The 18,728-nt window shown below is 68.9% G+C and carries 26 protein-coding genes; 2 read left to right on the top strand and 24 right to left on the bottom strand.

Features of this window, described 5'->3' with window-relative positions:
* Positions 1-46 precede the first annotated feature (46 nt).
* Complete coding sequence (locus tag RT282_RS04350) at positions 47-1,189, top strand: Do family serine endopeptidase (RefSeq protein ID WP_312304820.1); 1,143 nt, start codon at positions 47-49, stop codon at positions 1,187-1,189.
* Positions 1,190-1,280: 91 nt separating this feature from the next.
* Here RT282_RS04350 and tatC read toward each other — a convergent pair whose 3' ends face one another.
* The 13 genes from tatC to RT282_RS17255 form a co-directional block, all read right to left on the bottom strand.
* On the bottom strand, positions 1,281-2,069 hold the full coding sequence (gene tatC / locus RT282_RS04345) for a twin-arginine translocase subunit TatC (RefSeq protein WP_312304822.1): 789 nt from the start codon (positions 2,067-2,069) through the stop codon (positions 1,281-1,283).
* A gap of 85 nt (positions 2,070-2,154) precedes the next feature.
* Complete coding sequence (gene tatB / locus RT282_RS04340) at positions 2,155-2,652, bottom strand: Sec-independent protein translocase protein TatB (protein ID WP_313312044.1); 498 nt, start codon at positions 2,650-2,652, stop codon at positions 2,155-2,157.
* 25 nt (positions 2,653-2,677) lie between these two features.
* On the bottom strand, positions 2,678-2,941 hold the full coding sequence (gene tatA, locus RT282_RS04335; protein WP_312304828.1) for a Sec-independent protein translocase subunit TatA: 264 nt from the start codon (positions 2,939-2,941) through the stop codon (positions 2,678-2,680).
* Between the two features lie 74 nt (positions 2,942-3,015).
* Positions 3,016-3,375 carry a histidine triad nucleotide-binding protein gene (locus RT282_RS04330; protein ID WP_312304831.1) on the bottom strand — a complete coding sequence of 120 codons (360 nt, stop codon included), beginning with the start codon at positions 3,373-3,375 and terminating at the stop codon, positions 3,016-3,018.
* 6 nt (positions 3,376-3,381) lie between these two features.
* On the bottom strand, positions 3,382-3,768 hold the full coding sequence (locus RT282_RS04325) for a hypothetical protein (protein ID WP_312304834.1): 387 nt from the start codon (positions 3,766-3,768) through the stop codon (positions 3,382-3,384).
* Positions 3,765-4,154 carry a phosphoribosyl-ATP diphosphatase gene (locus RT282_RS04320; RefSeq protein WP_313312041.1) on the bottom strand — a complete coding sequence of 130 codons (390 nt, stop codon included), beginning with the start codon at positions 4,152-4,154 and terminating at the stop codon, positions 3,765-3,767. The genes RT282_RS04325 and RT282_RS04320 overlap by 4 nt, the downstream gene beginning before the upstream one ends.
* Positions 4,155-4,164: 10 nt before the next feature.
* The gene (hisI, locus tag RT282_RS04315) at positions 4,165-4,554 is read right to left on the bottom strand and encodes a phosphoribosyl-AMP cyclohydrolase (protein WP_312304864.1); all 390 of its coding nucleotides are present in this window, start codon (positions 4,552-4,554) and stop codon (positions 4,165-4,167) included.
* A gap of 103 nt (positions 4,555-4,657) precedes the next feature.
* On the bottom strand, positions 4,658-5,437 hold the full coding sequence (gene hisF, locus RT282_RS04310; protein ID WP_313312039.1) for an imidazole glycerol phosphate synthase subunit HisF: 780 nt from the start codon (positions 5,435-5,437) through the stop codon (positions 4,658-4,660).
* A gap of 59 nt (positions 5,438-5,496) precedes the next feature.
* Positions 5,497-6,237 (bottom strand): 1-(5-phosphoribosyl)-5-[(5-phosphoribosylamino)methylideneamino]imidazole-4-carboxamide isomerase, encoded by a 741-nt coding sequence (gene hisA, locus RT282_RS04305; protein ID WP_312304842.1) that lies wholly within the window; start codon positions 6,235-6,237, stop codon positions 5,497-5,499.
* 56 nt (positions 6,238-6,293) lie between these two features.
* Entirely contained in the window at positions 6,294-6,962 is a 669-nt protein-coding gene (gene hisH / locus RT282_RS04300) for an imidazole glycerol phosphate synthase subunit HisH (RefSeq protein WP_313312036.1), read from the bottom strand.
* A 51-nt stretch (positions 6,963-7,013) separates the two neighbouring features.
* Complete coding sequence (hisB, locus tag RT282_RS04295) at positions 7,014-7,649, bottom strand: imidazoleglycerol-phosphate dehydratase HisB (RefSeq protein WP_312304847.1); 636 nt, start codon at positions 7,647-7,649, stop codon at positions 7,014-7,016.
* Positions 7,646-8,758 (bottom strand): aminotransferase class I/II-fold pyridoxal phosphate-dependent enzyme, encoded by a 1,113-nt coding sequence (locus RT282_RS04290; RefSeq protein ID WP_313312033.1) that lies wholly within the window; start codon positions 8,756-8,758, stop codon positions 7,646-7,648. The genes hisB and RT282_RS04290 overlap by 4 nt, the downstream gene beginning before the upstream one ends.
* 49 nt (positions 8,759-8,807) lie before the next feature.
* On the bottom strand, positions 8,808-9,524 hold the full coding sequence (locus RT282_RS17255) for a PIN domain-containing protein (RefSeq protein WP_409519449.1): 717 nt from the start codon (positions 9,522-9,524) through the stop codon (positions 8,808-8,810).
* Positions 9,525-9,606: 82 nt separating this feature from the next.
* On the opposite strand from RT282_RS17255, the gene RT282_RS04280 reads away from it, so the two are divergent.
* On the top strand, positions 9,607-10,479 hold the full coding sequence (locus RT282_RS04280) for an NAD-dependent protein deacetylase (protein ID WP_313312031.1): 873 nt from the start codon (positions 9,607-9,609) through the stop codon (positions 10,477-10,479).
* On the opposite strand, the gene hisD is transcribed toward RT282_RS04280, so the two are convergent.
* The 11 genes from hisD to RT282_RS04225 all read right to left on the bottom strand — a co-directional run bounded on the left by hisD (position 10,480) and on the right by RT282_RS04225 (position 18,493).
* The gene (gene hisD / locus RT282_RS04275) at positions 10,480-11,796 is read right to left on the bottom strand and encodes a histidinol dehydrogenase (protein WP_313312029.1); all 1,317 of its coding nucleotides are present in this window, start codon (positions 11,794-11,796) and stop codon (positions 10,480-10,482) included.
* Between the two features lie 17 nt (positions 11,797-11,813).
* On the bottom strand, positions 11,814-12,464 hold the full coding sequence (gene hisG, locus RT282_RS04270; RefSeq protein WP_312757579.1) for an ATP phosphoribosyltransferase: 651 nt from the start codon (positions 12,462-12,464) through the stop codon (positions 11,814-11,816).
* A gap of 78 nt (positions 12,465-12,542) precedes the next feature.
* Positions 12,543-12,794, bottom strand: coding sequence for a BolA family protein (locus RT282_RS04265; RefSeq protein ID WP_312304857.1), 252 nt, complete (start codon positions 12,792-12,794; stop codon positions 12,543-12,545).
* Between the two features lie 35 nt (positions 12,795-12,829).
* Positions 12,830-13,585 carry an ABC transporter permease gene (locus RT282_RS04260; protein ID WP_313312027.1) on the bottom strand — a complete coding sequence of 252 codons (756 nt, stop codon included), beginning with the start codon at positions 13,583-13,585 and terminating at the stop codon, positions 12,830-12,832.
* Positions 13,582-14,502, bottom strand: coding sequence for an ABC transporter ATP-binding protein (locus RT282_RS04255; protein ID WP_313312025.1), 921 nt, complete (start codon positions 14,500-14,502; stop codon positions 13,582-13,584). Before RT282_RS04255 ends, RT282_RS04260 begins: the two co-directional genes overlap by 4 nt.
* Before the next feature lie 37 nt (positions 14,503-14,539).
* Positions 14,540-14,809, bottom strand: coding sequence for an STAS domain-containing protein (locus RT282_RS04250; protein WP_312306980.1), 270 nt, complete (start codon positions 14,807-14,809; stop codon positions 14,540-14,542).
* 9 nt (positions 14,810-14,818) lie between these two features.
* Positions 14,819-15,472 carry an ABC transporter substrate-binding protein gene (locus RT282_RS04245; protein ID WP_312306979.1) on the bottom strand — a complete coding sequence of 218 codons (654 nt, stop codon included), beginning with the start codon at positions 15,470-15,472 and terminating at the stop codon, positions 14,819-14,821.
* 136 nt (positions 15,473-15,608) lie between these two features.
* Positions 15,609-16,355: a VacJ family lipoprotein gene (locus RT282_RS04240; RefSeq protein WP_312306978.1), complete on the bottom strand. Its 747-nt coding sequence runs from the start codon at positions 16,353-16,355 to the stop codon at positions 15,609-15,611.
* Positions 16,352-16,825 carry an outer membrane lipid asymmetry maintenance protein MlaD gene (gene mlaD / locus RT282_RS04235; RefSeq protein WP_312306977.1) on the bottom strand — a complete coding sequence of 158 codons (474 nt, stop codon included), beginning with the start codon at positions 16,823-16,825 and terminating at the stop codon, positions 16,352-16,354. Before mlaD ends, RT282_RS04240 begins: the two co-directional genes overlap by 4 nt.
* A 61-nt stretch (positions 16,826-16,886) precedes the next feature.
* A complete protein-coding gene (gene mlaE / locus RT282_RS04230) occupies positions 16,887-17,669 on the bottom strand; it encodes a lipid asymmetry maintenance ABC transporter permease subunit MlaE (RefSeq protein WP_313312021.1) in 783 nt (260 codons plus the stop codon).
* The gene (locus tag RT282_RS04225) at positions 17,666-18,493 is read right to left on the bottom strand and encodes an ABC transporter ATP-binding protein (protein ID WP_312306975.1); all 828 of its coding nucleotides are present in this window, start codon (positions 18,491-18,493) and stop codon (positions 17,666-17,668) included. The genes mlaE and RT282_RS04225 overlap by 4 nt, the downstream gene beginning before the upstream one ends.
* Positions 18,494-18,728 lie beyond the last annotated feature (235 nt).

Raw genomic sequence — 18,728 nt, 5'->3', positions numbered from 1 at the left:
TGGCGCGACAATCGAAGCCTTTGCCAGCCCACACCCTCCCCTTGCCATGAAGCGCTACTGGTTGCTGTTTTCCCAGGCCGTGACGGTACTCGTTGCCGCGTATTTCGTCGTCGCCACGCTGCAGCCGTCGTGGCTGCGCGGCGGCATGACCACCACGCCCGCCGGCATCTCGCTGATCGAGGCGCCGGCCACGCCCGGGGCCCAGCCGGCCGCGGGCAGCTTCAGCGCCGCGGCGCGCAAGGCGGCGCCAGCGGTGGTCAGCATCAACACCAGCAAGGCGGTGCGCCATCCGCGCAGCAACGACCCGTGGTTCCAGTTCTTCTTCGGCGATCAGGGCACGCAGGCGCAGATGGGCCTGGGCAGCGGCGTGATCATCAGCCCGGACGGCTACATCCTGACCAACAACCACGTGGTCGAGGGCGCCGACGAGATCGAGGTGACGCTCACCGACAGCCGCCGCGCCAGCGCCACCGTGATCGGCACCGACCCGGAGACGGATCTGGCCGTGCTCAAGGTGGAGCTGGACAAGCTGCCCGTCATCGTGCTGGGCGACTCCGACCAGGCGGCCGTGGGCGACCAGGTGCTGGCCATCGGCAACCCCTTCGGCGTGGGCCAGACGGTGACCAGCGGCATCGTCTCGGCGCTGGGTCGCAGCCAGCTGGGCATCAACACCTTCGAGAACTTCATCCAGACCGACGCGGCCATCAACCCCGGCAACTCCGGCGGCGCGCTGGTGGACGTGAACGGCAACCTGATGGGCATCAACACCGCCATCTACTCGCGCTCGGGCGGCAGCATGGGCATCGGCTTTGCCATTCCCGTGTCCACCGCCAAGCTGGTGCTGGACGGCATCGTGCGCGACGGCCAGGTGACGCGCGGCTGGATCGGCGTGGAGCCGGGCGAGCTGTCGCCCGAGCTGGCGCAGACCTTCGGCGTGCATGCCACCGAGGGCGTGATCATCACCGGCGTGCTGCAGGCCGGCCCGGCCGCGCAGGCCGGCATGCGCCCGGGCGACGTGATCCTGAGCGTGTCCGGCAAGGCCATCCGCAATGTGCCGCAGCTGCTGACCGCCGTGGCCGCGCTCAAGCCCGGCGAGGCCTCGCCCTTCGAAGTGCAGCGCGGTGACACGCGGCTGGAGATCGCCGTGACCGCCGGCACCCGCCCGCGCCAGCAGCAGCGCCGCCGCTAGGCAGGCCATGTAGCTATCAAAAAAAGAGCTGCCAGCGCTTGGTGCACAAGCGCTGGCAGCTCTTTTTATATCCGAGCTGGAAAGCAGGGAATCAGGTCGCCCGGTCGGGTGCGTCCTCGGGCGCCTTGGTGTGGCGGATGAACAGCCGCGCGGCCCAGATGCCCAGCTCGTACAGCAGACACATGGGAATGGCCAGAGCCAGCTGCGAGACCACGTCCGGCGGCGTGACGATGGCGGCGATGATGAAAGCCGCGACAACGAAGTAGCCGCGGAAGCTCTTGAGCTTTTCCACCGTCACCACCTCCAGGCGGGCCAGCACCACCACGGCGATCGGCACCTCGAAGGCCAGGCCGAAGGCCAGGAACATGGTCATGACGAAGCCGAGATAGGCCTCGATGTCCGGCGCGGCGGTGATGCTCTTGGGCGCAAAGCTCTGGATGAAGGCAAACACCTGGCCGAAGACGAAGAAGTAGCAGAACGCCACGCCCAGGAAGAACAGCACCGTGCTGGAGATGACCAGCGGCAGCACCAGGCGCTTCTCATGGGAATACAGCCCGGGCGCGACAAAGGCCCATACCTGGTACAGCACGACGGGCAGCGCCACCAGGAAGGCCGCCAGCAGCAATATCTTCAGGGGCACCATGAAGGGCGAGATGACCGAGGTGGCGATCATGGTCGCGCCCTGCGGCAGGTGCGCCACCAGCGGCGCGGCCAGCAGGTCGTACAGCCGGCCTGGCCCGGGCCAGAAGAACAGCACGGCGGCGACGATGCCCACGGCGATGATGGCGCGCATGAGCCGGTCGCGCAGCTCCATCAGGTGCGCGACGAAAGGCTGCTCGGTGCCGGCCAGTTCGTCTTCGGAATTCGTTGGTTGGGACATAGGCGTGGCGGCGGCTGCCCGGTGTGTGCGCAGGCGAGCCGCACGCGCCGGCGGGCGCCGTCAGAACAACAGGCAGTTCAGGCGGTCAATGGAATTTCTTGGGCCGAAAACGCGCCACCCGCGCCGCGCCGGACTGCACGTGCGTGCGCACACCCGCGCGGGCCTTGTACCAGCGCGGCACGGCGCCGCGCTTGAGGCGCCAGTTCTTGCCGGGGTGGCTGTAGGCGGGGACGATGGTGCTGGCGGATTCGAACCCTGAGCCGGCCGCGTCGCTCCTGCCGCCATCGGCGGCGGACTCAAGGCCGGCCACGGTGTCGTCCAGGCCCTTTTGCAGGTCGCTGGCACCGGCGTGGATGCTCTGCTCGACGTCGCGCGCGGCACTTTCCACGCTGTCCTTCATCTTGCGCAGCTCATCGAGCTCCATGGAGCGGTTGACCTCGGCCTTCACGTCGGCCACGTAGCGCTGCGCCTTGCCCAGCAGCGTGCCCACCGTACGGGCCACGCGCGGCAGCTTCTCCGGGCCGATGACGATGAGCGCAACGGCGCCAATCAGCGCCATCTTGGACAGGCCGATGTCGATCATGCGGTGCGTCGGGCAGCGGTCCGGCTCAGCCCTTGCGGCGGGCTTCGACGTCGATGGTGTCGCGCTCGGGTGCGGCGGGCGTGCCCGTCACCTGGCCGACGGGGGGATGGGCGGCGCTGGCGTTGGCGTTGTTGCCGTCAGCGTCGGTGGCGCCGTCGCGCATGCCGTCTTTGAAGCCCTTGACGGCCCCGCCCAGGTCGGTGCCGATGTTCTTGAGTTTCTTGGTGCCGAAGACCAGCACCACGATCAGCAGCACGACCAGCCAGTGCCAGATGGAAAACGAACCCATGGAAATCTCCTAACGAATACGAGCCATTCTAGACGGCGGGCATGGCAACCAGGCGCATATCCCCTACCTGCGCCTTACCCCTTTTTCCAGGGACGCGGGCCGCCGACGACGTGCATGTGCAGGTGGTGGATTTCCTGCCCGCCCTCCTCACCGGTGTTGATCACCAGGCGAAAGCCGCCTTCCGGGTACGGGTTGCACCCGTGCTCGGCCGCCAGTCGGGGGGCCAGCGTCATCATGTGGCCCAGCAGGGGCGCGTGCTCGGGCGTGACCGAGGCCATGGAGGGAATGTGCTGCTTGGGCACGACCAGCAGGTGCACCGGCGCCCAGGGACTGATGTCGTGGAAAACCAGGACTTGCTCGTCCTCGTAGGCCTTCTTGGCCGGAATCTCGCCGGCGACGATCTTGCAAAACAGGCAGTGGGGATCGTGTGTCATGGGGAGTCAGGCTTGGATGGCCTCGCTTTTGTTCATGGCGACCATGCCACGCACGATGCGATAGAGGAACCACAGGGAAATCAGGCACCAGGCAATCCAGCCCGGGAAGAAGAACAGGAACCACAGCGGCGCCGTGACGATGTACAGCACCCCGGCCCAGATCACGGTGCGGATGCGCCAGGAGAAATGGCTGGCCTGCCAGGTGCCCTCGGCGTCGCTCTTCTTGACCAGGTCGATGATCAGCGCCACCAGCAGCAGCGCCGCGCCCGGCTGCGCGCCCGGCAGCACGGCGCCCAGAGCGACGACCAGGTGCAGCAGGTAGCTGACCCAGCCCACGGCCTTGAGCGAGTCGGCACGCTGGTTGGGCTCGACGTCGATGATGTCGCGGTTCATGGCGTGTTTCCTCCTGAACGTTCTTCCTGCTCGCGCGCGCGCGCCTTGCGCAGGGCCTTTTCCTCGATGCCGCTGGTGCCCTCGCGGCGCTCCAGCTCGGCAATCACGTCGGCCGGCTGCAGGCCGTAGTGGGCCAGCGCCACCATGCTGTGGAACCACAAGTCGGCCACCTCGTAGACCAGCTGCGCCGGGTCGGCACCGTGCTGCACGTCCTTGGCGGCCATGACCACCTCGGTGGCCTCCTCGCCAATTTTCTTGAGGAAGGCGTCCGGCCCCTTGTGCAGCAGCCGCGCCACGTAGCTGGTGCCGGCGTCGCCGCCGTTGGCGGGCTTGCGGCTTTCGATGATGGCGGCCAGGCGGGCCAGGGAGTCGTTGCTGCTGGGCATGAGGTCAGTCTTACTTGTAGATGGAAGCCGGGTCTTTCAAGACCGGATCGACGGCCTGCCACTGCCCGCCCTTGAGCACACTGAAGAAGCAGCTGTGCCGCCCCGTGTGGCAGGCGATGCCGGGTTCGTGGCCCTGCTGCGTGACGCGCAGCAGCACCACGTCGGCGTCGCAATCCAGGCGGATCTCGTGCACCGTCTGCACGTGGCCCGACTCCTCGCCCTTGAACCACAGCTTGCCGCGCGAGCGGCTGAAGTACACGGCGCGGCCCAGCTCGGCCGTCTTTTGCAGCGCCTCGCGGTCCATCCAGGCCAGCATCAGCACGTCGCCCGTGGCGGCTTCCTGGGCGATGGCGGGCACCAGGCCCTGGGCGTCCCAGCGCACCTGGTCGAGCCAGGGCACGGCGGCTTCGGTGGTCATGTGTTCAGGCCCGTAATACTATGAAAAAGAGAGCTGCCAGCGCTTGTCCAGCAAGGGCTGGAGGCCGATTTTTCTAAAAACCCAGTCACAGCCGCACGGCAATGCCACGGGCGCGCATGTGCTCCTTGGCCTGGCGCACGGTGAACTCGCCGTAGTGGAAGATGCTGGCGGCCAGCACCGCATCGGCCCCGCCGATGCTCACGCCGTCGGCCAGGTGCTCCAGGTTGCCCACGCCGCCCGAGGCGATGACGGGCACGCTGACCGCGTCGCTCACGGCGCGCGTCAGCTGCAGGTCGAAGCCGCTCTTGGTGCCGTCGCGGTCCATGCTGGTCAGCAGGATCTCGCCGGCGCCGCGGCGCGCCATGTCGGAGGCCCACTGCACGGCGTCCAGCCCCGTGTTCTTGCGCCCGCCGTGGCTGTACACGTCCCATCCCTCGCCGCGCGCGGCCACCTCGTCGCCCTGGCGGCGCTTGGCGTCGATGGCCACCACGATGCACTGCGCGCCGTATTTGGCGGACGCCGCCTCGATCACATCCGGGTCGCTAATGGCGGCGGAGTTGAAGCTGACCTTGTCCGCCCCGGCGTTGAGCAGCCGGCGCACGTCCTGCACGGTGCGCACGCCGCCACCCACCGTGAGCGGGATGAAGACCTGGCTGGCCACGGCCTCGATGATGGGCAGGATCAGGTCGCGCCCGTCGCTGGTGGCGGTGATGTCCAGGAAGGTGAGCTCGTCCGCGCCCTGCTCGTTGTAGCGCGCGGCGATCTCCACCGGGTCGCCGGCGTCGCGCAACTCCACGAAGTTGACGCCCTTGACGACACGGCCGCCGGTCACGTCGAGGCAGGGAATGATGCGTTTGGCCAGCATAGAAAAAGATTTCGTGGGAGAGAGATGGACGCAGGCCGACAGTGCCGGGCCGGCGGGCGTCAGGCAGCCAGCTCGTCGGCGCGCGCCTGGGCGGCCGCGAAGTCCAGGTCGCCCGAATAGATGGCGCGCCCGCAGATCACGCCCTCCACGCCCTCGTCCTCGACGGCGCACAGCCGCTCGATGTCCTGCATGCCGGCCAGGCCGCCAGAGGCGATCACGGGGATGGTCAGGGCCTGGGCCAGGCGCACGGTGGCCTCGATGTTGATGCCCGAGAGCATGCCGTCGCGGCCGATGTCGGTGTAGATGATGGACTCCACGCCCCAGTCCTGGAACTTCTTGGCCAGGTCCACCACCTCGTGGCCGGTCAGCTTGCTCCAGCCGTCGGTGGCCACCTTGCCGTCCTTGGCGTCCAGGCCGACGATGATGTGGCCGCCGAAGGCGGTGCAGGCGTCCTTCAGGAAGCCCGGGTTCTTGACCGCGGCCGTGCCGATGATGACGTAGGACAGACCGGCGTCGATGTAGCGCTCGATGGTGTCCAGGTCGCGGATGCCGCCGCCCAGCTGCACGGGGATGTCATCGCCCACCTCGGCCAGGATGGACTTGATGGCCGCCTTGTTCTTGGGCTGGCCGGCGAAGGCGCCGTTCAGGTCCACCAGGTGCAGGCGGCGTGCGCCGGCGTCCGCCCACTTGCGGGCCATGGCGGCCGGGTCTTCGCCGAAGGTGGTGGATTGGTCCATGTCACCTTGCTTGAGGCGTACGCAGTGGCCGTCCTTGAGGTCGATGGCGGGGATGAGCAGCATGGTCGTCGTAGTCGCGAGGGCACCCGGCTGGGCCGGTGGGGTGGGAAGGCGAAGGATCAGGGTTTCCAGGACAGGAAATTGCGATACAGCTGCAGCCCGTGCCCGGCGCTCTTTTCCGGGTGGAACTGCGTGGCAAAAACATTATCGCGCGCGATGGCGGCGGCAAAGGGGCCGCCGTAGTCGGCCTCGCCGGCCACGTGCGCGGGATCGGCCGGGCGGGCGTAGAAGCTGTGCACGAAGTAGAAATAGCTGTCGTCCGGCACGCCCGTCCACAGCGGGTGCGCCTGGCCGCCGTGGCGGGCGTGGCGCACGCGGTTCCAGCCCATCTGCGGCACCTTGTAGCGGCTGCCGTCGGGCTGGGTGCGGCCCGCCAGGTCGAACTTCAGCACCTCGCCGGGGATCAGGCCCAGGCCGGGCGTGTCGCCTTCGGCGCTGCGCTCCAGCAGCATCTGCATGCCCACGCACACGCCGAACAGCGGCTTGGTGCGCGCGGCCTGCAGCAGCGGCTCCAGCAGACCGCTGGCGCGCAGTTCGGCCATGCAGTCGGGCATGGCGCCCTGGCCGGGCAGCACCAGGCGGTCGGCGGCGGCCACTTCGTCCGGGCGCGAGGTGATCAGCACGGAGCAGGCCGTGCCCTCGGCCGCGGCGCGCACGGCCTGGGCCACCGAGCGCAGGTTGCCCATGCCGTAGTCGATCACGGCGACGGTGTTTGCTTCTTTTTTCATAGCTGCTGGCGCAGGCTGGACAAGCGCTGAGGGCCTATTTGACGAAAAACTTCAGAGCGCGCCCTTGGTGGACGGGATGGTGCCCGCGGCGCGCGGGTCGCGCGCCAGGGCGTCGCGCAGGGCGCGGGCGAAGGCCTTGAACACCGTCTCGCACTGGTGGTGGGCGTTGATGCCCTTCAGGTTGTCGATGTGCAGCGTGACCGCCGCGTGGTTGGCGAAGCCCTGGAAGAACTCGTAGGTCAGCTGGGTGTCGAAGCCGCCGATGCTGGCCGCCGTGAACGGAATGTGCAGGTGCAGGCCCGGGCGGCCGGAGAAGTCGATGACCACGCGCGACAGCGCCTCGTCCAGCGGCACGTAGGCGTGTCCGTAGCGGCGGATGCCCTTCTTGTCGCCCACGGCGCGGGCGAAGGCCTGGCCCAGGGTGATGCCCACATCCTCCACCGTGTGGTGGCCGTCGATGTGCAGGTCGCCGTCGCAGTCCACCTCCATGTCGATCAGGCCGTGGCGGGCGATCTGCTCGAGCATGTGGTCGAAGAAGCCGATGCCGGTGCCCAGGCGGGCCTGGCCGGTGCCGTCCAGGTTGACGCGCACGCGGATGCGGGTCTCGGCGGTACTGCGCGACACCTCGGCGGTGCGCTCGGCGAAGTGCTCGGGGGCGGTGGAGGGAACGAGTGCGGAAGAAGTCATAGCGAGGCCTCAAGCGCTGCCAGCATCTGGGCGTTGTCCTGGCGGCTGCCCACGGTCAGGCGCAGGCAGCCGGCCAGCAGCGGGTGCATTGTAGAAACGTTCTTGACGAGGACCTTGCGCGCGCGCATGCCCTCGAACGTCCGGGCGGCGTCGGGCACGCGCACCAGCACCATGTTGGCCTGGCTGTCCCAAACCTTGTCGATGCCGGGCATGGCGCGCAGCGCGGCCAGCAGATCGGTGCGCGCCTCGCGCAGCTCGGCGGCCTGCCGCGCAAACACCTCGGCATGCTCCAGCGCGAACAGCGCGGCCTCGCAGTTGAGCACGCTCACGTTGTAGGGCGGACGCAGCTTGTCGATCTCGTGCACCAGCGCCGCCGGGCCGATCATGTAGCCCAGGCGCACGCCGGCCAGGCCGAACTTGCTGAGCGTGCGCATCAGCAGCACGTGGGCGTTGCGCGCCGGCTCGGCGCGCATGCGATCGATCCAGCTGCGGCTGGCAAACGGCTGGTAGGCCTCGTCCATGACCACGATGCCGCCCTGCGCGCCCGCCGCATCGACGATGCGCTGCACCACGGCTTCGTCCCACAGCGTGGCCGTGGGGTTGTTCGGGTAGGCCAGGAAGGTGATGGCCGGGCGGTGCGCGGCGATCGCGTCCAGCATGGCCTGCTCGCGCAGCTGGAATTCCTCGTCCAGTTCCACGCCCACGTATTGGAGCCCGTGCTGCTGCGCGCACATGGCGTACATCACGAAGCCCGGCGCCGGCGCCAGCACCTTGGCCGGGCCGCCCGCGTCGCGCCGGGCGCAGGCCAGCTGCACCAGGCTGATGAGCTCGTCCGAGCCGTTGCCCAGGATGACGGCGCTGCCCTCGGGCGCACCGGCGTAGGCGGCCAATGCGGCCTTCAGGTCGTTCTGGCGCGTGCCGGGGTAGCGGTTCAGCGCCAGCGCGCCCAGGCGCTGTCCCAGCGCGGCCTGCAGCGCGGGCGGCAGGCCGAAGGGGTTTTCCATCGCGTCCATCTTCAGGTAGCCGGTGGCGTCGGCCACGGGGTAGGCATGCATGGCGCGCACGTCGTCGCGGAGGCGCGCCAGAGGGGACAGCTCAGAAGTGGTCATCGTCTTTCATCCACCGGACTCAGGTTTTTCGTCTTGCGCAAGCGGCCGGCTATGCCGGCTGCGTGAACACGCAGCGCTGCGGGTGCAGCACCTCAATGCCACCGAACAGCCCGCCGTGCGGCAGGCTCAGCGACAGCAGGCTGGCGCAGCCGCTGTGCTGCGCGGCGGCCACTGACAGGCAGTCGCCCCAGGCCAGTTGGTGGCGCGCCTCGACGGCCCAGGCCGTCTCCAGCGTGGCGGCATCCACCTGCCAGGGCGTCCAGGCGTTGTAGCGCCGGATGGCGGCGCGCGCGTCGCCCAGCGGCATGGGCGGTGTGGCGCGGCAGGTGGCGGTCTCGTAGAACTCGGCCAGCACCAGGCTGCTGACCCGGCCGGCGCGCTCGCGCCAGAGCAGGTCCAGCGCGGCACGCACCTGGTTGTGCAGGGGCGCGTCGCAGCCGTCCTCGGCCGCCAGCAGCACGGCGGTATCAACGAACACGGGCTGGGCCAGCGTGCGCTGCAGCATGGCGCCGCCGCTCGCATCCGCTTCGGCGCGGGTCCGGCCGAAGCCGCAGATGGCTGCGGTCCCGTCGCCCTGGGGCCTGGAGCGCCATGTGCGCTCGTCCGTGCGCCAAGCCAGATAGGCGCGCTCGTACGCGTCCTCGCGCCGCTGCATCTCGCCCAGGAAGTCGCCCACCATGCGCGACACGCTGCTGCCGCGCCGCGCCGCCTCGATCCGCGCCCATTCGAGCACGGGGTCATCGACGGTGATGGTGACGTTCTTCATAGGCCGAATAGTACACGAACTTCGTGTTGCACGAATTTCGTGTTTGAGTGCTGCGACGGACGGCGCACACAATGCACCCATCATGCAGCCCTCTTCCACCGTCACGCACTGCACCGCCGAGCTCGAGGACTTGTTGCGCAGCCACCCGCGCTGGACGGTGCTGACCGGCGCGGGCATCAGCACCGACAGCGGCATTCCCGACTACCGCGACGCCGCTGGCGCCTGGAAGCGCCCTGCCCCCGTGCAGTTCCAGGATTTCATGGGCTCGGCCACCACGCGCCAGCGCTACTGGGCGCGCAGCCTGATCGGCTGGCCGGTGTTCAGTCAGGCCCGGCCGAACGCCGCGCACCAGGCGCTGACGCGGCTGGAGCATTCCGGCCATGTGCACCAGCTCATCACCCAGAACGTGGACGGCCTGCACCAGCAGGCGGGCAGCCGCGCGGTGGTGGATCTGCACGGCCGGCTGGACCAGGTGGTGTGCATGGACTGCCGGCAGCTGCAGCCGCGCAGCAGCTACCAGGACGCACTGCTGCAGGCCAACGGCGGCTGGCGGCACCGCCATGCCCCGGCCGCGCCCGATGGCGACGCCGACCTGCATGGAGTGGACTTTTCGACCTTCCAGGTGCCGCCCTGCCCGCGCTGCGGCGGCATCCTGAAGCCCGACGTGGTGTTCTACGGCGAGAACGTGCCCCGCCCCCGCGTGGACGCCGCCTTGCAGGGCCTGCTGGCAAGCCAGCTGCTGCTGGTCGTGGGCAGTTCGCTGATGGTGTATTCGGGCCTGCGCTTCGTGCGCGCGGCACGGGCGCAGGGCCTGCCGGTGGTGGCCATCAACCTGGGGGCAACGCGTGCCGACGGCGACTTCACCCTCAAGCACGCCGGCCCGTGCGCGCCGGCTTTGGAGGCGCTGGCCCAGGCGCTGGCAGGCGCACGCGCGCCGGCGGGCAGCGTCAGCTGATCACTTCAGCCGCATCTCCGCCGCCCGCGCATGCGCCTGCAGGCCTTCGCCGTGCGCCAGCACGCTGGCCACGCGGCCCAGCACCTGGGCGCCGGCCTCGCTGACCTCGATGAGGCTGCTGCGCTTTTGGAAGTCGTACACGCCCAGCGGCGACGAAAAGCGCGCCGTGCCGCTGGTGGGCAGCACGTGGTTGGGGCCGGCGCAGTAGTCGCCCAGGCTCTCGGAGGTATAGGCGCCCAGGAAGATGGCGCCGGCGTGCTTGAGCAGCGGCTCCCAGCGGTGCGGATCGCGGCTGGAGACCTCCAGGTGCTCTGGCGCGATGCGGTTGCTGATGGCGCAGGCCTCTTCCATGCTGCGCGTGTGGATCAGCGCGCCGCGGTCGGTCAGGCTCTTGGCGATGATGGCCGCGCGCGGCATCTCGGGCAGCAGGCGGTCGATCTCGCGCTGCACGGCGGCGATGTACTCGGCGTCGGGGCACAGCAGGATGCTCTGCGCCAGCTCGTCGTGCTCGGCCTGGCTGAACAGGTCCATGGCCACCCAGTCGGGTGGCGTTGAGCCGTCGGCCAGCACCAGGATCTCGCTGGGCCCGGCGATCATGTCGATGCCCACGGTGCCGAACACGCGGCGCTTGGCGCTGGCCACGTAGGCGTTGCCGGGGCCGGTGATCTTGTCCACCTTGGGGATGGTTTCGGTGCCGTAGGCCAGCGCGCCGATGGCCTGCGCGCCACCGATGGTGTAGGCGCGCGTGACGCCTGCCACGTGGGCGGCGGCCAGCACCAGCGGGTTCCTGGCGCCCTGGGGCGTGGGCACGACCATGATGATCTCGGCCACGCCGGCCACCTGGGCCGGAATGGCGTTCATCAGCACGCTGCTCGGGTAGGCGGCCTTGCCGCCGGGCACGTAGATGCCGACGCGGTCCAGCGGCGTGACCTTCTGGCCCAAGAGCGTGCCGTCCTCGTCGCGGTAGCTCCAGCTCTCGCCGCTGGCGCGCTTTTGCGCCTCGTGGTAGCGGCGCACGCGCTCGGCGGCGGTGGTCAAGGCCTGCTGCTGCTCGGGCGGCAGGCCGCGATAAGCGGTCTGCAGCTCGCCGGGCTGCAGGGTCAGCCGCTGCATGCCGTCGGCGTGCAGGCCGTCGAAGCGCTGGGTGTACTCCAGCACCGCCCCGTCGCCGCGCGCGCGCACGTCGCCCAGGATGTCGGTCACGCGCTGCTCGATGGCCGCGTCCTGCTCGGCCGACCAGTGCAGGCGGGCGGCAAAATCTGCTTCAAAAGTGCCTGAAACCGTTGACAGGTGAGCGGGAGCAGCTACGAATTTCATAGTAATAAGGCCGGACTTCAGCCCCGTGGGATGGCGCCTGCGAAGGCGTCGATGATGCGCTTGAGCGGCGCCTGCTTGAGCTTGAGCGCCGCCTGGTTGACCACCAGGTGCGAGCTGATGTCCATGATCTGCTCCACCTCGACCAGGTGGTTGGCCTTGAGGGTGTTGCCGGTAGAGACCAGGTCCACGATGGCGTCGGCCAGACCGGTCAGCGGCGCCAGCTCCATGCTGCCGTACAGCTTGATCAGGTCCACGTGCACGCCCTTGCCGGCGAAGAAGTCGCGGGCGATGGATGTGTACTTGGTGGCCACGCGCAGGCGCGCGCCCTGGCGCACGGCGGCGGCGTAGTCAAAATCGGCGCGCACGGCCACGCTGACGCGGCACTTGGCGATTTGAAGGTCCAGCGGGCGGAACAGCCCCTGGCCGCCATGCTCGATGAGCGAGTCCTTGCCGGCCACGCCGATGTCGGCGCCCCCGTACTGCACGTAGGTGGGCACGTCGGTGGCACGCACCAGCACCACCCGCACCTCGGGGCGGCTGGTGGCCAGGATGAGCTTGCGCGACTTTTCCGGGTCCTCCAGCACCTGGATGGCAGCGGCCTCCAGCAGCGGCAGGGTTTCCTCAAAGATGCGGCCCTTGGACAGGGCCAGTGTGATCTGCTGGGTCATGGGATGCCAAAAAGGCCTCTAGCGCTTGCCAGGCAAGCGCCAGCAGCTATCAAAATCGTAGTTGCCGAAGGATGCGGATCAGGCCTCGCCCTGCTGCGCCTGGGCCCACTCGGCGGGGGTGAAGGTCTTCATGGACAAGGCGTGCACCTCGTCCGTCTGCATGCGGCTGCCCAGGGTGGCGTACACGCGCTGGTGGCGCTGGATCTGGCGCTTGCCCTCGAACTCGGGCGAGACGATGGTGGCGAACCAGTGGCGGCCGTCGCCTTCCAGTTCGAGGTGCTCGCAGGCCAGGCCGGCGTGGATGATGTCCTTGAGTTGGTCAGCAGTCATGGGAACGGCATCCTGAAAAGAAGAGAAGAGGGAAATCAGTTGCGGATCTTGTAGCCCGTGCGCAGCAGGCGCAGGGCCAGCAGGCTGACACCGGCCCACGCCAGGGCGACGATGCCCAGGCTGGTCCACGGCGAGACGTCGCTCACGCCGAAAAAGCCGTAGCGGAAGCCGTCGATCATGTAGAAAAACGGGTTCAGGTGGCTCACTGCCTGCCAGAAGGGCGGCAGCGACTGGATGGAATAGAACACGCCCGACAGGAACGTCATGGGCATGATCAGGAAGTTCTGGAACGCCGCCATCTGGTCGAACTTGTCGGCCCACAGCCCGGCGATCACGCCCAGCGTGGCCAGCAGCGCCGTGCCCAGCAGCGCGAAGGCGATGATCCACCAGGGCGCGGCGAACTGTGGCGCGGCAAAGAACAGCGTCGCGATGAACACGCCCAGCCCCACCATCAGCCCGCGCAGCACCGATGCGCCCACGTAGGCCGCGAACCAGGCGCGGTGCGACAGCGGCGTGAGCAACAAAAACACCAGGCTGCCCATGATCTTGCTCTGGATCAGGCTGGACGAGCTGTTGGCGAAGGCGTTCTGCAGCATGCCCATCATCACCAGGCCGGGCACCAGGAAGGCGGTGTAGGACAGGCGGTCGTAGACCAGCACGCGCCCCTCCAGCACGTGGCCGAAGATCAGCAGATACAGCAGCGAGGTGAGCACCGGCGCGGCCACGGTCTGGAAGCCCACCTTCCAAAAGCGCAGCACCTCCTTGTAGAGCAGCGTCTGCCAGCCGGTCATGCGACGCGCTCCTGCTGGGCCTCGGCCATCACGTTCAGGAAGACGTCCTCCAGGTCGGCCTTGCGGATCTCCACGTCCTCCACGCGCACGCCGGCGGCGCGCAGCGCGCTCAGGTGGCGCTCGATCTCCTGCGCGTCCTGCGCCGGCAGCTGGGCCACGCGGCCGGTCACGCGCGCCAGCGCCGCCAGGTCGGGCGGCAGCGCGTCATCGGTCTTGAAGCGCAGCACGTTGGTGGAGGCCGCCTGCAGCAGCTCGGAGGTGCGCGCCAGGGCCACCACGCGACCGCGCTTGAGCATGGCCAGGCGCGTGCACAGCGCCTCGGCCTCCTCCAGGTAGTGGGTGGTGAGCAGCACGGTGTGGCCCTCGCGGTTCAGGCGCGCGACGAACTGCCACAGGGTCTGGCGCAGCTCCACGTCCACGCCAGCCGTGGGTTCGTCCAGCACGATGATGGGCGGCTTGTGCACCAGGGCCTGGGCCACCAGCACGCGGCGCTTCATGCCACCCGACAGCTGGCGCATGTTGGCCGTGGCCTTGTCGGCCAGGCCCAGGGCGTCCAGCAGCTCGTCGATCCAGGCGTCGTTGTTCTTCACGCCGAAGTAGCCTGACTGCAGACGCAGCGTCTCACGCACGTTGAAGAAGGGGTCAAAGACCAGCTCCTGCGGCACCACGCCCAGCTGGCGGCGAGCGGCGGCAAACTGCGACTGCACGTCGTGCCCGAGCACCGAGACGCTGCCGCTGCTGGCGCGCGCCAGCCCCGCCAGAATGCTGATCAGGGTGGTCTTGCCGGCCCCGTTGGGGCCCAGCAGGCCGAAGAACTCGCCTTCCTCGATATCCAGGCTCACCCCGTCCAGCGCCTGGAAAGGGCCCTTGGGCGTGGGGAAGATTTTGGAGACGGACTGGAAAGAGACGGCGGCCATGGGAACCGGGCATTCTAAGCCGCGGGCGCCTGCCCCTCTACAGCGTGGGCAGCAGCTCCTGCACGCCGTACAGCCCGGCCAGACTGGTCAGGCCCGCGGGCATGGACTTCACCACCAGGCCCTTTTGCTCCAGCACGGCGGCGCGGCGGCATTCCAGCAGCACCGCCAGAGCGCAGGAATCGAAGGTGACCAGCGGCCCCGCGTCCACCACGACCTGGGAATCGCGCTCGCCCTTCAGGCCTTGCAGCAGCAGCTGCACGCAGGCGCGCGCCTGGCGGTGGGTGAGTTCGGCGGGGAGGACCAGCATGGCTTGCTCTTACGAGGTGCCGGCGTTGGACTTGTTGCGCGCGGCCAGGGTTTCGATCAGGCGGTCAATGCCCTTGCGGACATCGGTTTCCTTGTTGATCTCCTGCGCGAACTGGGTGCGGTAGGTATCGACCAGCCACACGCCCAGCACGTTGAGGTTGTAGATCTTCCAGCCGGCGCCGTCGCCGGGCGTCTTCTCCAGGCGGTAGTCCAGCTGCACGGGCTCGCCCCGGCCGCGCACCTCGGTGCGCACCAGCACGTCTTTATCCTCGGGCGCGGCGCGCAGCGGGCGCACCACGACGGTCTGGTCGACCACCTGGTCCAGTGCACCGGCATAGGTGCGCACCAGCAGCTGCTTGAACTCCTCCTGCAGGCGCTTTTGTTGCTCGGGCGTGGCGCTGCGCCAGCCCGGGCCCACGGCCGCCGCCGTCATGCGGCGGAAGTTCACGTGCGGCATGATCAGCTGATCCACCAGGGCCATGATGCGGTCGACGTCGCCGGCCTTGATGGACTTGTCGCTGCGCACGGTGTTCAGCACCTCGGCGGACAGGCGCTTGACCAGTGCGTCGGGCGCCTCGTCAGCGGCCAGCGCCCAGCCGGGCAGGCCGAGGCCGGCAGCCAGCAGGGTGGCTGTCTCGATCAGCTGGCGGCGGGTCATGGTCATGGCGGGGGTCCTCAAGAGGTTTGGATGAGAGAGCGGCTAAGGGAAAACGCCGATTGTGCCGACAGCATGCACCGGCCGTGCAACGCGTTGATGCACGAATGCAAGCGGCTGCAACAGCGCCCTAAGCGGACCGCGTTCAATAGTCGTCGGACAGGCGGCCGTCGTCGCCTGCGCCCGCGCGCCCATCGGGTGCATTGCGGTTGCGCACGCCCAGGTATACGTCGCGCGTGAAGGTGTAGGAATCCAGCGCCGCGCTGTCCAGCACCGAGCCCGCGCCCAACAGCTGGGCGCGCTTGTCCACGATGCGCAAGCCGTACAGCGCATTGCGCGCCGACACGGGGTCGGCCTGCCGCGCGAGGTCGCCCCAGCGGTCGACTGGCAGGACCGCCGTGTCGCGCACGGTGGAAGGCCCCAGCAGCGGCAACACCAGGTAGGGGCCGGTGGGCACGCCCCAGCGGCCCAGCGTCAGGCCGAAGTCCTGCTTGCGCCGTGGCAAGCCCATCTCGCTGGCGATGTCCAGCACACCGCCCAGGCCGAAGACGGTGTTGACGTTGAAGCGCACCAGGCTGTCGTAGGCCTCGCGCCCGCGCAGCTGCAGCAGGCTGTTGACGAAGGTCCAGGCGTCGCCCAGGTTGCCGAAGAAGTTGCCGACCCCGGTGCGCAGCGGGCGGGGCGTCACGTCGCGGTAGACGGTGGCCACGGGCTTGAGCACGGCGTCGTCCACGCGTTCGTTGAACGTGGTCATGGCCCGGTTGTAGGGCTCCAGCGGATCGGCCGGATGGGCGCCCGGCCCCGTGGCGCAGCCGGACAGCAGCGCCGCGGCCAGTGCCATGGCCGCGCCGCCCGTGCGCAGGGGTGAAGCGGAGTGCTGTGTAAGTGTCATTTCTTGGCTCCGGAGCCTTCCTCGGCCTTGCCGTAGAGGAACTGGCCGATGAGATTTTCCAGCACTACGGCGGATTGCGTGGCAGTGACCGTATCGCCCTCCGCCAGGTGGGCTTCCTCGAAGCCAGCCTCGATGCCGATGTACTGGTCGCCCAGCAGGCCGCTGGTCAGGATTTTCAGCGAGCTGTCCTTGGGAAAGACGTAGCGCTTGTCCATGTCCAGCGTCACCCGGGCCTGGTAGGTGGTGTCGTCGAAACCGATGGACTGCACGCGCCCGACCACCACGCCGGCGCTGCGCACCGCCGCCTGGGGCTTCAGGCCGCCGATGTTGTCGAAGCGCGCCGTGATGGTGTAGCCGCTGCGCCAGTTCAGCTGCAGCAAGTTGGCCGATTGCAAGGCCAGGAAGACCAGCGCGGCGGCCCCCAGCAGGACGAACAGGCCAACCCAGATGTCGTTCTTGGAATGCTGCATGGTTGCTTACCTCCGGGCGCCCGCTCGGGCGCCCCGTTGGGCTCTTTTCATCGATTGATCATCAGATGCTGAACATCAGCGCCGTGAGCACGAAGTCCAGCGCCAGCACGGCCAGCGAGGCCATCACCACGGTGCGCGTGGTGGCGCGCGATACGCCCTCGGGCGTGGGCTTGGCGACAAAGCCCTGCAGCAGCGCCACGAAGGTCACCGTGACGCCGAACACGGCGCTCTTGACCACGCCGTTGCCCACGTCCTTGACCACGTCCACGCCGGCCTGCATCTGCCCCCAGAAGGCGCCGCTGTCGACGCCGATCAGCACCACGCCGACCAGCCAGCCGCCCAGCACGCCCACGGCGCTGAACACGGCCGCCAGCAGCGGCATGGCGATCACGCCAGCCCAAAAGCGCGGCGCCAGGATGCGGCGCACCGGGTCCACCGCCATCATCTCCATGGCCGACAGCTGCTCGCCCGCGCGCATCAGACCGATCTCGGCGGTGAGCGAGGTGCCTGCGCGCCCGGCAAACAGCAGCGCCGTGACCACCGGCCCCAGCTCGCGCACCAGCCCCAGCGTGACGACCAGGCCCAGCGAATTGGCCGAGCCGTACAGCTGCAGCACGTTGTAGCCCTGCAGCGCCAGCACGAAGCCCACGAACAGACCCGAGGTGGCGATGATGGACAGCGAATGGTTGCCCAGGAAGTGGATCTGGTCGCGCAGCAGCGCCGGGCGCTGCGCCACCGCGCCGGCCAGCGACAGCAGCCGCACGAACAGCCGCGCGCCAGCGCCCAGGCCGGCCAGCTGGCTGCGCACGGCGTAGCCGACGTCGGAGGGGCGCCACCAGCTCATGGCAGGGCTCCGAAATCCTCGGCCACGCTGGCGGCCGGGTAGTGGAAGGGCACCGGTCCCGTGGGCAGGGCGCGCACGAACTGGTGCACCAGCGGGTCCTCGCTGGCGCGCACCTCCTCGGGCGTGCCCTGCGCGGCGACGTTGCCGGGGCCCAGAATGATGACGTGGTCGGCCAGGCGGAAGGTCTCCTCCAGATCGTGCGAGACCACGATGCTGGTCAGGCCCATGGCCTGGCCCAGGCGGCGGATGAGCTGGGCCGCCGTGCCCAGCGAGATCGGATCCAGCCCGGCGAAGGGCTCGTCGTACATGACCAGCTGCGGGTCCAGCGCAATGGCGCGCGCCAGGGCCACGCGCCGGGCCATGCCGCCGGAGATCTGGCTGGGCATGAGGTCACGCGCGCCGCGCAGGCCCACGGCACCCAGCTTCATCAGCACCACGTCGCGGATCAGCGCCTCGGGCAGGTCGGTGTGCTCGCGCAGCGGGAAGGCCACGTTCTCGAACACGCTCATGTCGGTGAACAGCGCGCCGAACTGGAACAGCATGCCCATGCGCCGGCGCATGGCGTACAGCTGCGCCTGGTCCATGGCGCCCACGTCCTGACCGTCCACCAGCACCCGTCCGGACTGGGCCCGGTGCTGCCCGCCGATCAGGCGCAGCACCGTGGTCTTGCCGCCGCCGGAAGCGCCCATGATGGCCGTGACCTTGCCGCGTGGCACGGTGAGCGATAGCTCGCGCAGCACTACGCGCTCGCCGTAGCCAAACGTGACCCGGTCCAGCTGCACGTGTGCGCTGTCGGGACTGGGGGTGGCGGAGGCTGGGGGCATGAGGTTGGGGCGCGGCCGCACTCCGGGCAGCCGCAGGGAACCCGCCATGATAGGGGCAAACCCCGGGCTTTGATATCCACAACTGGCAACGTTTGTAGTTTGGATATGACGATTGGCTATAATCGCGGGTTCTCGAAAATGTCACGCTCGCCTTGCCGAGCGGATTGCTGTCAGCGTTGCCTGAAGCGCCCTTGAAAGCGCACGACGGAAACCCAAGGGCGCGGCAATGACGGGC

It is taken from the genome of Pulveribacter sp., from assembly GCF_032079985.1.
Taxonomy (GTDB): Bacteria; Pseudomonadota; Gammaproteobacteria; order Burkholderiales; family Burkholderiaceae_C; genus Melaminivora.
The sequence above is the reverse complement of the archived record's forward strand: the minus strand, read 5'-3'. Positions and strand labels throughout refer to the sequence as shown.